Source organism: Geminocystis sp. CENA526 (assembly GCF_050753365.1).
Lineage (GTDB): Bacteria > Cyanobacteriota > Cyanobacteriia > Cyanobacteriales > Cyanobacteriaceae > Geminocystis.
The window spans coordinates 1-15,341 of sequence record NZ_JBLZFY010000095.1; the positions used below are offsets into that span (position 1 = coordinate 1).

Here is a 15,341-nt window from a genome sequence, read left to right on the forward strand (position 1 = left end):
GGCAGAAGCCTTAACTAAAATTTCTCAGAATAATAATTTTGCTAATGTTAATCCGCAAAAATGGCAACAAGAAAACCGCCTCGATCGTTATATTCCTGAGTGTGGTTAAAATATGTTACTGGATAGCAATATTATTATTTATGCAACACAAATTGAGAATGAATTTTTAAGAGAATTTATTGCGATAAATTGCCCTTATATATCCGCTCTTTCTTATGTTGATGATTTTAGTTGGATTACTCAATTAAAATTACTTAATCCTTTTGATAGTTTTGAAATGTAATTGAGTCAAGGTTTCGATCGATTTGTTGGGTTACATTTCACTTAACCCAACCTACATTTTTGGTGAAAGGTTCGATCGAGCAACGCCTCTTTTAGCAATCGAGTTTGAGAGGAGTTCGATCGAGGTTATGGGAAAGATAATACAGTAATTTGGTTTTGGATTGGTTCTCATGCCGAATATGATAAATTAATATCTCATTATTTGACATTGTTTTTTATGGGAAAGTTCGATCGAACCTGTGTATTTCTGGTGTGGGTGGGTTGAACATTGTTCAACCTCTACATTTGCTAAATGACATAGAAAAAATAGCAATTATTTTTGATTATCTATTGAGTAATTATTTGAGAGATAATACCTTGATTTTGTAATTGTCGGGATTGTTTTTTCGCCTCAGTTTCAGTGGCAAAAACCCCCAGTTGAATTTTTATATCCCTGCCGAAATTTAAAATTAAAGCATTGGGAATAACTGTTTTGATACGGTTAAAATTCTCCATATTTTCATAGTTTGTCACTAAATAATATTTTACAGTTTTTGGTGATGGTGATGTAACAGGAGGATTAGCAGAATTAACCGTTGCTGGAGGAAGATTATTACTATTAGGAGAAGATGGTAATAAAGTTTGATTTGCAGAAGGATTTATTTCATTTAATAACGCTGTTTTTAAATTAGGATTCGGAGATTTATTTTCTATAGAATTATTGACTTCAGGTAAGCGAATTGGTAAAGGCGGAGAGTTATTTTCTGGAGTATTTAAGGGATTTAATTCTTCTGTATTAAGATTATTTTCTGATATGGGAAGGTTATTTTCTACAATATTTTCTTGATGATCATTATAATTATCAATAGCTATTTTTGAGTACTGATTTACGAATATAAAAAGATTTGTGCCGAAAAAAATCACTATTCCTAAAATGCCCCAAGGGGTTAAAATTACATCTAATAAAGATGTTTTATGCTCATTGCTAGGAGTATCTAAAAGACGAGAGGCAACAGAAATCGGCTCTTCTGATTCTGGGGCTTGGAGGTGATATACTAATGAAGATGATAAATCTTGTTTTGGTGAATTATCGGGCAAAATATCGGGAATTAATACAGAGTCTTGATTCAGACTTTGTTCAAATTTATTCAACTCTGAGCCTAAATCAAAATCGATAGTTTGAATAATTTTTTTGATGTGAGGATGAACTGATATTATTTGATTCATAAATCAATGACATTTTACTCTATAGATAAACTCTTAAATACAATTCTTGCTCAACCTACATGGGAAAAACAAAGAAAATACCATCAATTAACGAAATGTTGGTATCAAGTGGTTAACCATAAGGTAGCACAACATACCCGCCCTATTTCTTTGAGTAATGATATTTTATATATTGCTACTGCTAGTTCGGCTTGGGCGCAAGATTTAAACTTACAAAGACGTTCTCTGATGATCAAAATCAATCGCCGAATGGATTTTACGATCGAAGATTTGCGTTTTGCTTCCGTTAAATGGTATCAAAATAACACTATTTCTGTCGATCGAGAGGATAAGAGTAAAGAACATCCTAGCACAATTATTTCTGATTCATCCTTAAATTTACTTCCTGTGGATAATCCCCAAGAAGCCCTACAAATATGGTTTAATACTATTAAAAAACGAGAACAAAAATTTTTTACTTGTCCTCGATGCAATACAAAATGTCCTGAAGGAGAGTTAAAAAGATGGGGTTATTGTGCCATCTGTTTTCAAAAATCTTCCTCCTCCATTGTTAATCCTTAATTTAAAATATGTCTAAAGTACAGTCGATCGCACAAATAGCAACAGAAAAAGCTCATCAATTAGGTATTAAAAAATTTGACATTTATGGTTCAGCCGTTGATCAAACTAGCGTACAAGTGTTTCAAGGTGAACCAAAACAGGTAAAGGCTAGTCAAAAATCTAGTGTTATTGTCAGAGTTTGGAATGAAAAACAACAAATTGGGGTAACTTCGACTACGGATGTGGATGAAGTCGGTATCGAGTTAGCCTTAAAAACCGCTTTAGAAGCTAGTTATTTTGGTGTTACGGATCATGTTCCAGATTTTAGTACAGAAGCCAAATCTCCCCTTCCTGTCGTCAAAAGTTCATGGGGTAAGCCTTTTCCCGCCTCCGATTTAATCGATAAATTATTGAAACTCGAACAGGATTTATTAAACTCCCACGAAGCCATCACTTCTGTACCTTATAATGGTTTAGCACAACAGGAGGTCGATCGATTCTATCTTAACAGTGACGGTGCTTTGAGGGAAGAAGCCAGATCGATCGCATCGGTTTATTTATACACTACCACCGAACAAGAAAATAGGAAACCCCGTAGCGGAGGTTCGTACAAAGTAGCTAATACCCTAGAGACACTAGACATAGACGGTTGTTTTCAAGAAACCGTAGAAAAAACCCTTTCTCACCTTGATTATCAACCTATTCCATCAGGCAAATATCGAGTAGTTTTCTCCCCCGAAGCCTTTTTAAGCCTATTAGGTGCATTTAGTAATCTTTACAACGCTCAAAATATTCTTGATAAACAAAGCCTTTCTACCCCAGACTCTTTAGGTAAACAAATCGCATCCTCCTTACTATCCCTCAGTGATAATGCTTTGCATGAAGGAAATATCGGTGCTGAAACCTTTGACGGCGAAGGCACACCTACCCGTAACCTCCCCATTATCGAAAAAGGAATCTTAGTCAACTTTTTACATAGTAGCGTTACTGCCAAAAGAATGAACGCTCAACCCACTGGTCATGCTAGTATTGGAGCAAAAGTAAGTATTAGTCCGAATTATTATCATGTTTTTCGAGGTGAGCAACCTACCCAAGAATATAGTTTAGAAAATGCTGACAATGTCATTTTAATTGATGATGTCCAAGCCTTACACGCAGGAGTTAACTCCTTACAAGGCTCATTTTCTTTACCTTTTGACGGTTGGCTAGTCAACAAGGGCGAAAAAGTTAGCATTGAAGCGGCTACAGTAGCAGGAGATTTTCTCGAACTTCTCAAGTCGATTATTTTTGTTGAAGACACTCCAGAAATTACCCCTAGTGGAATTTGTCCTCGTATTTGGATTGATAGTCTATCTGTTACAGGACAGTCTTAAGCTAGACGCAAAAAAATAGGTAATAGGTAATAATGCGATTTGTTCGCTAGAAACTAGATAAAATAATCTGGAGGATTAACTACAATAGAACCACGCCTTAAGGATAAAGTAAAATGATATTTTCTTATAGATTTTTTTGATAAGATTATGGGAGAAGTCTGAAATACGAGGTAACAAAATATTATGGGGAAAGCCAGAACCGTTTATATCTGTAGTTCTTGTGGTGCAGAATCTTCTCAGTGGTTCGGTAAATGTCCTAGTTGTGGTGTTTATGGTACTTTAGAAGAAGAAATTTGTAATAATAGCAATAATGGTAATTTTAGCCGTGCTGGTTGGCAATCCCAAAGTCGTAATCAAGCAAAAAAAGAAACCCCCGCGCAACCTCGAATCTCGGTAAAATTTTCAGACATTACAGAAGAAGAACAACCTCGTATTAACTCTGGTTATCATGAATTAGATCGAGTTTTAGGAGGAGGTATTGTACCCGGTTCATTAGTACTAATTGGAGGAGATCCGGGGATTGGAAAATCGACTTTATTGTTACAAACGGCGAATCAATTATCTATTCGTCATCCTCGTATTTTGTATGTATCGGCAGAAGAGTCAGGACAACAGATCAAATTAAGGGCTTCTCGTTTAAAAGTGGGTAGATTAGAAAATGACTCCAATGGTAATGGCAATAATGGCAATGAAAATCATCCTACCCATGAGCCTAATTTATATGTATTACCTGAAACAGATTTAGAGGAGATATTACGAGAATTGGAGTCGTTAAAGCCTCAAGTGGCAATTATTGATAGTATTCAAACCCTACATTTTGCTACTATTAATTCTGCCCCCGGTTCGGTATCTCAGGTTAGGGAGTGTACATCGGCTTTGATGCAGGTGGCAAAACGGGAAAATATTACTCTTTTTATTGTTGGTCATGTTACAAAAGAAGGGGCGATCGCAGGTCCTAGGGTATTAGAGCATTTAGTGGATACGGTGTTATATTTTGAGGGCGATCGATATGCGTCACACCGTCTGTTACGATCAGTTAAAAACCGTTTTGGTGCTACCCATGAAATTGGTATTTTTGAAATGGTAGATCATGGTTTAGATGAAGTCACCAATCCTTCAGAATTGTTTTTAAGTAATCGAGATGAACAAGCTCCCGGTACAGCTACGATCGTATCCTGTGAAGGCACGAGATCGATCGTGGTGGAATTACAGGCTTTAGTTAGCCCCACCAGTTACACTTCCCCTCGTCGATCGACTACGGGTGTGGACTATAATAGATTACAACAAATTTTAGCGGTGTTAGAAAAAAGAGTCGGTATTCCCCTCTCGAAATTAGATGCTTATGTGGCTTCGGCTGGAGGCTTGGCGGTAGAAGAACCTGCGGCGGATTTAGGTATGGCGATCGCCATTGTAGCTAGTTTTCGAGATCGTGTAGTCGATCCCCGTACGGTGTTAATCGGAGAGATAGGATTAGGGGGGCAAGTGCGTTTAGTGTCTCAAATGGAATTAAGATTAAAAGAAGCGGCGAAATTAGGATTCAAACGTGCCATCGTACCTAAAGGGCAAACATACCCCAGTGATTTAGGTTTAGAAATTATTTGTGTTAATAAAGTCATTCAAGCGATCGTGGTTGCCATTCCTAATAATCAAAATGAAAATGAAAATGATTTTCAAGAAGATGAAGAATAAGAAGAATTAAGAATTAAGAATTAGAAATTAAAAAATATCCCCTATTAACTATTAATTATCTTCATCAAAAGACTTTTTTATCAACTTTTAATTATGAAAATATTAGTTACTATTCCCCATTATTTTAAGCAACAAAAAAACGCTACTCACGGTTCTCAAAAAAATCCACAACCAAGAATACAGGCTTTAACTAACTCTATTTTATCTCTACAACAATTATTCGGAAAACCTCAATTAATGATCAAAGTAGGTGAAAGAATTACTATTCCTGCTAATGGTTTAAATCCTAGCTCGATCGAAATTATTATTTCTACCACAGGAGATGATCACTTAATTAATCAATTACCTTTACCAAAGAATTTATTTATTCAGAATAAGACTCAATCTGAGCCTCTTTTATTAGGTTTTGAATGCCATAAAATTTTACGAGAAAATATTGATAAATATGATTATTATTGCTTTTTAGAAGATGATTTAATTATTAAAGATGCCAATTTTTTTACTAAGTTAAATTGGTTTAATGATGTTACAGATTATCAAAAATTATTATTACCAAATCGTTACGAATTAGGATTAAATGAATATACAGGAAAATGTTATATTGATGGAGATTTATTGCCTAGGGTGAGTGCACCTTTTCAAAACGTAAATGATGAACCAGAATTAAAAGGACAAGTTATGAATCAACCCGTGATATTTCGTAGGGCTTTAAATCCTCATTCTGGTTGTTTTTTTCTCACTAATAAACAGATGAAATATTGGGCAGAAAAACCTTATTTTTTGGATAAAGTAACTAACTTTATTAGCCCTTTAGAAAGTGCGGCAACATTAGGAATAATGAAGACGTTTAAAATTTATAAACCTGCACCCGAATCGGCTAATTTTTTAGAAGTTAATCATCTGGGAACGGCTTTTTTATGTCTTTTAGGTTCAGTGGTAAAAGTACCAAATAATTTAAAGTAATGAATAGTGGATAGTGGATAGTGGGGAGTTTTTAATTCTTAATTCTTATTGGGTTTGAAGATAGTTTAAAAACTCTATTAATTCATGATCTGACAACAAATGGCGGGATTTTTTACCATAAGTTTCTAAAAGATATTTTTTACCTTGTTCTTGTGTCCATCCTAGCCTTTTCATTTCAATAGCAGTTTGATCAATAATTTGACTAAAATCGAGGGTATCACTATATTCTAAGGGTAATGGGGGTTCGATCGAACTTTCTTGAGAAATTGAACTTTCTTGAGAATCTGATGAAAGAAATGGGATTAAATTATCATTAACATCATTATCTTGATTATCTTCTGTCTCAATTTGAAATAGAGGAGTACCTTCCATTTCTAAAGACAAATTATTTTCTTCCTCTTGAGGATTATTAATAATGGGAGGATTTTCGTAAATTTCGTTATCGCTGTTATCATATTCTTCCCATAAATTCTCATTTTCTTCCATAATGGAGGATTCTTCTGGGGGAGATAATTCTTCTTTTATGGGAGGAGGAGGTAATTTTTCTTTTATGGGAGAAGGAATTGGTTGAGGTTTAGGAATTTCTGATTTGGGAATTTCGGGAGGTTTTTTAGTTGTTATCGATTCTTTTTGGACAATTTTAGGGGTATCTTTTTTTTGTGGACTATAAGTCACATTGTCATTTTGACACCAATTTACTAGATCGATCGCTCTTTGTCGGGCTTTATCTTCAGCCGTTTCTACGGTATCGGCGGCGGCTAATGCCGAACCTAATACGGTATCTTCTTGAGTTACCGTGACTTTTACTATATATTTACCATGATCGATCGAGACTAATTCACTAATCAACGCAAAAGGTTTTATCATCATAATTCCAGAGGAAAATTGAGAATTAAGAATTGAAAATTTAAGACTTCAAAACTATTAACTATTCATTATTAACTATTCACTAATAAGAGATGGTTTTAAAAGAATTATCAGGGATTCGATCGAAATTAACATTATGCCAATCTTGACCAAGTTTAATAGTTATATCAGAGTTTAGCACACCAGTACTTTCTACGATAACTTCTCCCACACCTAAATCAGCTCTAACCCTCGCCGCCGAAAAATTATCTCCTTGTTGTGCCACAATTTTTGTTTTTAATAAAGGTTGAGTGGTAAATTGTCTAGTCACAAAACTACGGCGATAACCGTGCGATCGTAAATAGTCCACCATCTCTTGAGCGGTGTCTTGATTTTCTTCGGTAGTCTGTACCGCAATTCTAAGATTACTAGGATCAAGATTAGTGGAAGTAGCATAATAATCCAAAGAAGTATCAAAATGTTGGGCAACCACTTCTCTTATTCTGCGGTGATTGGGCAACCAATAACTTAATTCTCCCTCTTCAGGTGCATTAAAATCCCCCGGTAACATCACCATATTGATATTAGAACGATTTTTTTGAGCAGTAAAACCTGCCATTGCAATCAATTCATTAGTCGTTAAATTCGTGTCAATATGGGAACGAACTACAGAAAGAATATCAGGCATTTTTAAAATAGTTCTCGGACTCAAAGCCTGTTCAATCAATGCTCTCATAAAACTTTGCTGTCTTTGTACTCTCCCAATATCACCATAGGCATCATAACGAAATCTCAAAAATTGTAAAGCTTTATTGCCATCAAGATGTTGCTCTCCTTGTTTTAAATCTATATACAAATGTTGACTATGATCAGTATATTTCATATTTTGGGGTACATAGAGATTAACTCCCCCTAAAGCGTCAATAAATTTTTCGACACCCTGAACATTAATTCTAATATATCGATCGATGGGGACATCATTTAAAAGGTGACTAACAGCTTCCGCCGCTAAAGCAGGTCCGCCCAAAGCATTGGCATCATTGATTTTCGTGATTCCCCTACCCCGAACAAAAGTTTGAGTATCCCTAGGAATAGATAACACCGTGACATAATCTTTATCAGGATCAAATCGCAGTAATAGCATACTATCTGATAAACCCTCAAAAGAGTTAACTAAAGCATGATAGCCTAAGTCTTCATGAACTAAATGAGGTACATCATCCGTTGTCACCTTAATTCCTAGTACAAGAATATTAACAGGACGACTTAATTTAGGAATTTGGAGGCTGTCAAATGTGAGGGTTTCTTCTTGATTAAAAACAGCTTCTTCGGAGGGGGTTAATCTAGCTTGTCTTAGGGGAGTATTAGACAATGACAAAGCCAAAAAAGCTCCCATAGCAGAAGAGATAACAGCAATGGCACTCAAACCAAAACCCATTAATAACCAATTAGGAGTATTTTTAGAATTAGAGTTGGGATTTCGGATAGATTTTTGTTTTTTAACTGATTTATCTTGACGGTTAAAATTTCCCTCTGACATTTGATCTCCTCACACGGTTTAATATTTAATATTTAATAATAATTTAATAATGTTAACCTGAATTTGTATTTATCACTATAAATTAGGGGTTGCTTAAAAAGTATTTTGAGAAACGTAGGATACACAAGACAGGAAAAATAATCAAAAATCAACATTTTGAGAATGCCACACCAGAATATATTAATCAAATCTATTGATTTCGAGTCAGAGGAATATTATCAAGCAAAACAAATAAGGCAAGAATATCTACGCACTCCCCTTAATTTAGTTTTCACCGATGAGGATTTAGAAACCGATCGATCGGCTTGTCATGTTGTCGCCTATGATGAGGATAAAATCATCGGCTGTGTTTTGGGTATTCCCGAAGATGAAAAAGTGAAGATTCGACAAATGTTAGTCATTCCCGAATATCGTCATCAAGGCATAGGTAGTTTATTGTTGACAAAAATAGAAAAGATTTTTTGTGAATTAAACATTAAATATTTTTATCTTCATGCGCGACTCGAAAGCCTTGAGTTTTATCGTAAAAACGGATATATTCCCACAGGAGATATTTTTATGGAAGTGGGTATTCCTCATCAACGAGCAGATAAATTGATTAAGAATTAAGAATTAAGAATTAAGAATTAAGAATTAAGAATTGTTTATAGGCGGTGCATCAATTACCCAACGTGTAATGAATTACACGTCTAATAGTTTCTCGTTCAATAAATTGAACTCTATATTTTTCAAGGGGTTAATATTATTCATTATTCATTATTCATTATTCATTACTCATTACTCATTACTCATTATTCATTACTCATTACTCATTACTCATTATTTTCTAACTGGATTCCCATGTGTATTAATTCATCGTACAGTTGTTGTGCAAGGGGAGGATTTTGAACTTTATGCAAATTATAGGCTTGTTGGAAGGCTTTAACACTGTCTTCTATTTCCCCTTGTTTAAGCAATAATACCGCTAAATTTTGATATGCCCAAGCATAATTGGGATTTAATTTAATGGCGGTTTGATATGCGTCTATGGCTTTGAAATTACGCCCTAAAGCTCGATAAGTTAACCCTAAGTTATAATAGGCTATGGCAAAATTAGGCTCGATCGCAACACAAGCCTGATATAATTTAAGGGCGTTTTCATAGTCTTTTCCTTGATAACAGAGACTGCCAAAGTTAAGATACGCCCCCAATTTGAGCTTACCTAATACGGGGAGTTCGATCGCCTTTTGATAATGTTTAACTGCCGTTTCCCATTCTTTTTGTTCTACGAAAGCATTAGCTAGATGGTAATGTAGCTCAAATATTGTCGCTGTGGTGGCTAAATTCGATTTTAAGCCCGTTTTCAGCAGTTTTAGACCTTTTTTGGTGTCTCCCAAATCAATGTACAAAGCCCCCAATTTACTGCACACATAGCCATCAGTGGGATTTTGTGCTAAGTAAGACTCCATGGCTTTTAAAGCGCGTTGAGTTTTATCTTGGGAAATAATTACTTCGGGTTGATAGCCATAATGTTGAATGGCAACTTCGGGTAAATCAATAATTTGCCAGTGGGTTTCCTTTTTTTGTAAAGCTAAAACAGCGTCATCAATTAAAGCATGATAAGGGCGAGAAAATTTAATGTCAGGATGACGGCGAAATAAGCGAGATAGTTGAGAATAGGGGGAAGAAAGTGAGCCGATTTCCTCTCGAATTAAGTTAACCACTAAAGCATACTGTTTAGTGATAGCTTCTTTAATTTCGGGAATAATGGCTTGGTTTAAAACCTCATCGGCATCTAACACTAAAACCCATTCAGTATTGACATACTGTAAGGCATAATTTCGAGCATGGGCAAAATCATCTCGCCAGACATAGTCATACACTTTTGCCCCAAAACTATGAGCAATTTCTTTAGTATTATCTGTTGAACCTGTATCAACTAAAATAATTTCATCAACCAAATTTTGCACACTTTGAAGGCAATTAGATAAATTTTTACCTTCGTTTTTGACAATGATAGAAAGAGAAAGATTGCTGTTTTGAGTCATGGGAAGAAGTGTCAGATAGATGTTTGTCTATTTAAGGGATACGCAAAATCGACATTTCAAGATAAAATTTTCTATTTGTTGTGGAAGGTGGGCAATATCTCAAGGTTTTTTAAACGTCAGGATAAGATTATATTTTATCAGTTCAATTTATTGAACGTTTACTGTTAGCCTCGTCAATTTATTGCGGGGCGAGTTATCGATGAAAACCATTATCCCAACGTGTAATGAATTACACGTCTAATAGCTATCGTTAAATAAATTTAACTTAATTTCTCCCAAAATATCACGGTTTTTAATAATAATTGATTTTCTAATCAGAAAAAATCGCTAGATGTCTTGTCAATTATAGTTTTTAATTAAACCAAATTTTGAGAATAAAAACGCCCTGAGCAATGCCCCCCTACTATACAATTGTTAGACTTGGGCTACCGCTTTACGGCGACGACGGGTGAATTTACCTTCATTTTCTTCCGTGTCATTGTCACTATCTTCATCGTTATCGGTAACATTGCCGTTACCATTGCCATTGTTAACCATCGCTTTGCGATTATTTTCTTGTACTTGTAACATGAAAACAACTAAAGGTTCGCTCTGTAATTCTCGTTGAATTAGACGCTCTAAGTTTGCTTCCACATCAATACGAATACTTGTCCAGTTTACTTGATCATGACCATTTAACAGGAGATTGCTTTTCAGTCGATCGATAATGGTTTTATCAATAGTACGAATAATCATACGCTCAAGACTAGAAACTTCGATTTTACAAACGACACCCCGTAAATGAATTTGAGGCTCGGTTAATAACTGCCCTTGAGAGTTTACACTAGCCGCTATGGTAATTACTCCATCTTCTGCGAGTTTTTGACGCTCTTCCATCACATTATCATGGACGACTCCAGCAGTATCGACTAATTGGATACCAGAAGCGACTTTTTCACCTTTACGAATACTATCACTGGTTAGCTCGATCGTATCGCCGTTTTGAATAATCACGATATTTTCCGCAGGAATGCCAACACTTTGAGCAGTTTTTGAGTGTTGTACTAACATTCGATGTTCTCCGTGTACAGGTACAAAAAACTTAGGTTTAGCTAAGGATAACATCAATTTTTGATCTTCTTGACAACCATGCCCCGAAACGTGGACATTTGCTTGTTTTCCATAAACGACATTCGCTCCCTGCATCATCAGTCGATCGATGGTGTTAACTACTGCGATGGTATTACCGGGGATAGGATTAGCAGAAAAGATGATAGTATCACCCTTACGAATTTTAACTTGACGATGTTCACCCTTAGAAATACGAGTCATGGCGGCGAATTTTTCCCCTTGAGAACCCGTACAGATGATTAACACCTCATTGTCTGGTAAAATACTAAGATTGCGTAACGGCACAAATAAATTATCGGGTACTTTAATATAACCTAAGTTACGAGCATGGGCGATAACATTCAACATCGATCGACCTACTACACCAACTTTTTTGTTATATTGTAAAGCTAACTCTAATAACATATTGATACGGTGTACCGAAGTCGAGAAAGTCGCCACCATTAAACGCCCTGAGGCTTGGTTGAAAACCTTTTCCAATCCGGGGTAAACTGATCTTTCAGAGGGTGTAAAACCCGGTACTTCTGAGTTAGTGGAATCCCCTAATAAACATAAGACTCCCTCCTCTCCTAATTGCGCCAAGCGGTGTAAATCAAAATACTCTCCATCCACAGGGGTATGATCAATCTTGTAATCTCCTGTATGAATCAAGACACCGATAGGGGTATGAATCGCTAGGGTGAAACTGTCGGCGATCGAATGAGTATTACGAATAAACTCTACATTAAAATGCTTCCCAATCTTTACTACTTCTCTAGGAGATACCGTTTTAATGATAGTTCGATCGTGTAATCCCGACTCTTCCAATTTATCCCGTAATAAAGACATAGCCAAACGTGGTCCATAAATTATCGGTGTGTCAATCTGTTTGAGGTGATAAGGAATACCGCCCACATGATCTTCATGACCATGAGTTACAACCATAGCTTTAATTTTATCTTGGTTTTCCTTTAAGTAAGTCATGTCGGGCAAGACAACATTAATGCCGTGCATTCCATCCGTAGGGAAACCGATACCAGCGTCCACTAAAATAATTTCGTCTTCATACTGATAGATACAAGTGTTTTTCCCAATTTCGTGTAAGCCACCGAGGGGGATAATTTTTAACATCGGCTGATTATTATTATTGTTACGATTAGGAAGGATTACGGCTGGTTTTTCGATAGCAGTGGTTTTTCTTTTTCTAGCTTGAATTTTGTACATATTTATTGATTAATTAACTTGTTGTCTGGTAAATAAAATATAGATTTATTGATGTTAGTAATAAGTATTTAAAAAGTTAAAACTTTCCCTGAGTTATAGCATTTTTGATAAAAATAAATTGTGAGCTAATCTCAGAAATAAATAACCTAATTTTTTGTTTGCACTTAATAAAAATGTCATTACAAGGAAAGGAAAAAGAGAAGAAAACGTCATTGCGAAGAACGAAGCAATCTCTAAAACCTTTTAATTACTGAATGTTTTTAGGAAAAAATCATCCTATTTTTTATCAAACTATAAACTTAGGTATTTTTCAAAATCAAAGATTGAGTACTAAACAATCTTTCTACATAGTAAAAATATTATTACTAACACTTTAATTATCATGGAAAAAACATGACTAATAACCTCCTCAAATTATACGATTTATCTTCTTTATTTCGTTAAATAAAAAACTATTTTGAAAACTTTAATAGTATTAATTTTTCATAAAAACTATTTATAATTAGCTCAAATTTATTAAAACTTTTTGGACTTCTTTTTTTTGAGATTCGGAAAGACTAGATAAGGGCAATCTTACACTACCGACATTCCAGCCTTGTAATTCTAAAGCATATTTGACAGGAATAGGATTTGTATTGCAAAATATAACCTTGAATAAACTATATAATTTTTGTTGAATTTCTTGGGCTAAGGAATTATTACCTTTCTCGTATGCTTGAATCATAGTTTGCATTTGATTACCGACTAAATGACTAGCAACACTAACAACTCCGACACATCCTACCGTCATCATCGGTAGGGTTAAAAAGTCTTCTCCTGAGTAAATTAAGAAATCGGAAGGAGCAAGTATTCTTATTTTAGCAGTTTGTTCCAAATCTGCACTAGCTTCTTTGACTGCCACAATATTATCTAAATTGTAAGCCAATTGGGCTGTAGTTTCCGCTTCTAAATTTTTACCTGTCCTACCCGGTATATTATATAACATCATCGGCACATCTGGACAAGACTTTGCGATCGAACTAAAGTGTTGATATAAGCCGTCTTGGGGTGGTTTATTATAATAAGGTACTACTTGCAATGAACCATCGATACCGATTTTACTAGCTTTTTGGGTATCTTTTATGGCTTTAGCGGTAGAATTTGAGCCTGTACCCATAATAATCTTAGCTCGATCGCCCACCGCATTTTTAACAACTTTGAGTAACTCATATTTTTCATCATCTTCGAGGGAGGGAGATTCTCCAGTCGTACCGCAAATAACTAAACCATCACTACCATTATTAACCAAATGATCCGCTAATTTTTCAGCGACATCATAATTTATCGACAAATCCTCATTAAAAGGTGTCACCATTGCGGTTAAAACTCTACCAAAAATATAATCACTCATTATTGTCAATCAACGGAAGGGTTAAGTATAAGGCACATTGCCTATAATTGTGATCATTATACAGTAAAAAGCAGTTAGCAATGAAGAATCAAGAATCAAGAATCAAGAATTAAGAATTGAGAATTGAGAATTAAGAATTTCTCATTATTCATTAGACATCTTCAAAAATACAGGCAAGATGCCTGTTCTACGGTGCTAAAATCATAATAATTGGAGAAGTCTATTATCTATTATTCATTATCTATTATTCATTATCAAAATACTATTAGGCAACCCTTAATTAGGGATAAATCAGAGGATAATCTTCGGGGGGAATATATACCTCATCACAGTCTTTTTTATAACGATATTCCATCAGTTTAAATCTGTTGTCATACCATTTATATTGAGCAAAACTACCACAATCCCCCATGCCTCTTGACTTGGTTATCACCATCAAATTTTTTTCAGTGGTGTCAAAGTCTGTCATACCATTAATGGTATTAGTTTTGGTTAATCTTAAATTATCGGTACTATTATCAAAAGTCTCGAAATTAATTACCTCTATTTCTTCTGAAGTTCGATCGAACAAAAGGTATTGATAATTACTTTGATAAGCACCTAAAAAACAGATAATTTCGATTAAATAGGTTCGATCGTTTAACACAAATATATTAGCAGAATCTTTAGATAAATCCTTATCTCTCTGCTGGTTACAGAGATTTATTTCTTTTTGTTGACTATAAATTTTTTCAATAATTACTTGTTTTTCTTGATCAGAAATAGATGATAATTGTTCAGAATCTTGATTATCTTTTTGACAAGCAAATAGAAAGATAAAGATTAATCCTGTCACCCAAATATTGATATTTTTTAAAGAGAATTTAAACAAATTATTTGTGAATTAAATAGTTAATATAATTAGTACTTATATAAGTATAGCATTGCTATATGAGCTATAGTAGTCAGATATGAGTTGTGAAAATTATCTTATCATAACCTCAGTGAATTATAAAATTTTAGGTTAACCTCAGTTCGAGATAAAAATTAGATTAAATCGATCGCTAAAAGCGACTCTGCTCGATCGAATCATAAGAAGATTTGATTAAAAACTATGATAAATTGATTGTTTATAGCTATTTACTAAATTTAATGAAGATTTGAAAGCATTTTCTTCCCCCTCTTCCCCCTCT

The 15,341-nt window shown here is 34.7% G+C and carries 13 protein-coding genes; 6 read left to right on the plus strand and 7 right to left on the minus strand.

Annotation, left to right across the window (positions count from 1 at the left end; all coding sequences use genetic code 11):
- Positions 1-112 precede the first annotated feature (112 nt).
- On the plus strand, positions 113-283 hold the full coding sequence (locus ACN4EE_RS18420) for a hypothetical protein (protein ID WP_431707941.1): 171 nt from the start codon (positions 113-115) through the stop codon (positions 281-283).
- Positions 284-609: 326 nt separating this feature from the next.
- On the opposite strand, the gene ACN4EE_RS18425 is transcribed toward ACN4EE_RS18420, so the two are convergent.
- Entirely contained in the window at positions 610-1,488 is an 879-nt protein-coding gene (locus ACN4EE_RS18425; RefSeq protein ID WP_431707942.1) for a hypothetical protein, read from the minus strand.
- A 6-nt stretch (positions 1,489-1,494) separates the two neighbouring features.
- On the opposite strand from ACN4EE_RS18425, the gene ACN4EE_RS18430 reads away from it, so the two are divergent.
- The 4 genes from ACN4EE_RS18430 (at position 1,495) to ACN4EE_RS18445 (ending at position 6,053) form a co-directional block, all read left to right on the plus strand.
- On the plus strand, positions 1,495-2,049 hold the full coding sequence (locus ACN4EE_RS18430; RefSeq protein ID WP_431707943.1) for a DUF721 domain-containing protein: 555 nt from the start codon (positions 1,495-1,497) through the stop codon (positions 2,047-2,049).
- A gap of 8 nt (positions 2,050-2,057) precedes the next feature.
- The gene (locus ACN4EE_RS18435; RefSeq protein ID WP_431707944.1) at positions 2,058-3,401 is read left to right on the plus strand and encodes a TldD/PmbA family protein; all 1,344 of its coding nucleotides are present in this window, start codon (positions 2,058-2,060) and stop codon (positions 3,399-3,401) included.
- Positions 3,402-3,584: 183 nt separating this feature from the next.
- The gene (radA, locus tag ACN4EE_RS18440; RefSeq protein WP_431707945.1) at positions 3,585-5,090 is read left to right on the plus strand and encodes a DNA repair protein RadA; all 1,506 of its coding nucleotides are present in this window, start codon (positions 3,585-3,587) and stop codon (positions 5,088-5,090) included.
- A 93-nt stretch (positions 5,091-5,183) separates the two neighbouring features.
- Positions 5,184-6,053: a calcium-binding protein gene (locus tag ACN4EE_RS18445; protein ID WP_431707946.1), complete on the plus strand. Its 870-nt coding sequence runs from the start codon at positions 5,184-5,186 to the stop codon at positions 6,051-6,053.
- Positions 6,054-6,098: 45 nt separating this feature from the next.
- On the opposite strand, the gene ACN4EE_RS18450 is transcribed toward ACN4EE_RS18445, so the two are convergent.
- Positions 6,099-6,923 carry a hypothetical protein gene (locus ACN4EE_RS18450; RefSeq protein WP_431707947.1) on the minus strand — a complete coding sequence of 275 codons (825 nt, stop codon included), beginning with the start codon at positions 6,921-6,923 and terminating at the stop codon, positions 6,099-6,101.
- 79 nt (positions 6,924-7,002) lie between these two features.
- Entirely contained in the window at positions 7,003-8,439 is a 1,437-nt protein-coding gene (locus tag ACN4EE_RS18455) for an LCP family protein (protein WP_431707948.1), read from the minus strand.
- Positions 8,440-8,601: 162 nt separating this feature from the next.
- Between ACN4EE_RS18455 and ACN4EE_RS18460 the strand changes: the two genes are divergently transcribed.
- The gene (locus ACN4EE_RS18460; protein WP_431707949.1) at positions 8,602-9,048 is read left to right on the plus strand and encodes a GNAT family N-acetyltransferase; all 447 of its coding nucleotides are present in this window, start codon (positions 8,602-8,604) and stop codon (positions 9,046-9,048) included.
- Positions 9,049-9,251: 203 nt separating this feature from the next.
- On the opposite strand, the gene ACN4EE_RS18465 is transcribed toward ACN4EE_RS18460, so the two are convergent.
- From ACN4EE_RS18465 to ACN4EE_RS18480, 4 genes are all read right to left on the minus strand, one after another.
- On the minus strand, positions 9,252-10,466 hold the full coding sequence (locus ACN4EE_RS18465; protein ID WP_431707950.1) for a tetratricopeptide repeat protein: 1,215 nt from the start codon (positions 10,464-10,466) through the stop codon (positions 9,252-9,254).
- 414 nt (positions 10,467-10,880) lie between these two features.
- A complete protein-coding gene (locus tag ACN4EE_RS18470; RefSeq protein ID WP_431707953.1) occupies positions 10,881-12,686 on the minus strand; it encodes a ribonuclease J in 1,806 nt (601 codons plus the stop codon).
- 595 nt (positions 12,687-13,281) lie between these two features.
- Positions 13,282-14,169, minus strand: coding sequence for a 4-hydroxy-tetrahydrodipicolinate synthase (gene dapA, locus ACN4EE_RS18475; protein WP_431707951.1), 888 nt, complete (start codon positions 14,167-14,169; stop codon positions 13,282-13,284).
- Positions 14,170-14,449: 280 nt separating this feature from the next.
- Positions 14,450-15,040 carry a DUF1176 domain-containing protein gene (locus ACN4EE_RS18480; protein ID WP_431707952.1) on the minus strand — a complete coding sequence of 197 codons (591 nt, stop codon included), beginning with the start codon at positions 15,038-15,040 and terminating at the stop codon, positions 14,450-14,452.
- Positions 15,041-15,341: the final 301 nt, after the last annotated feature.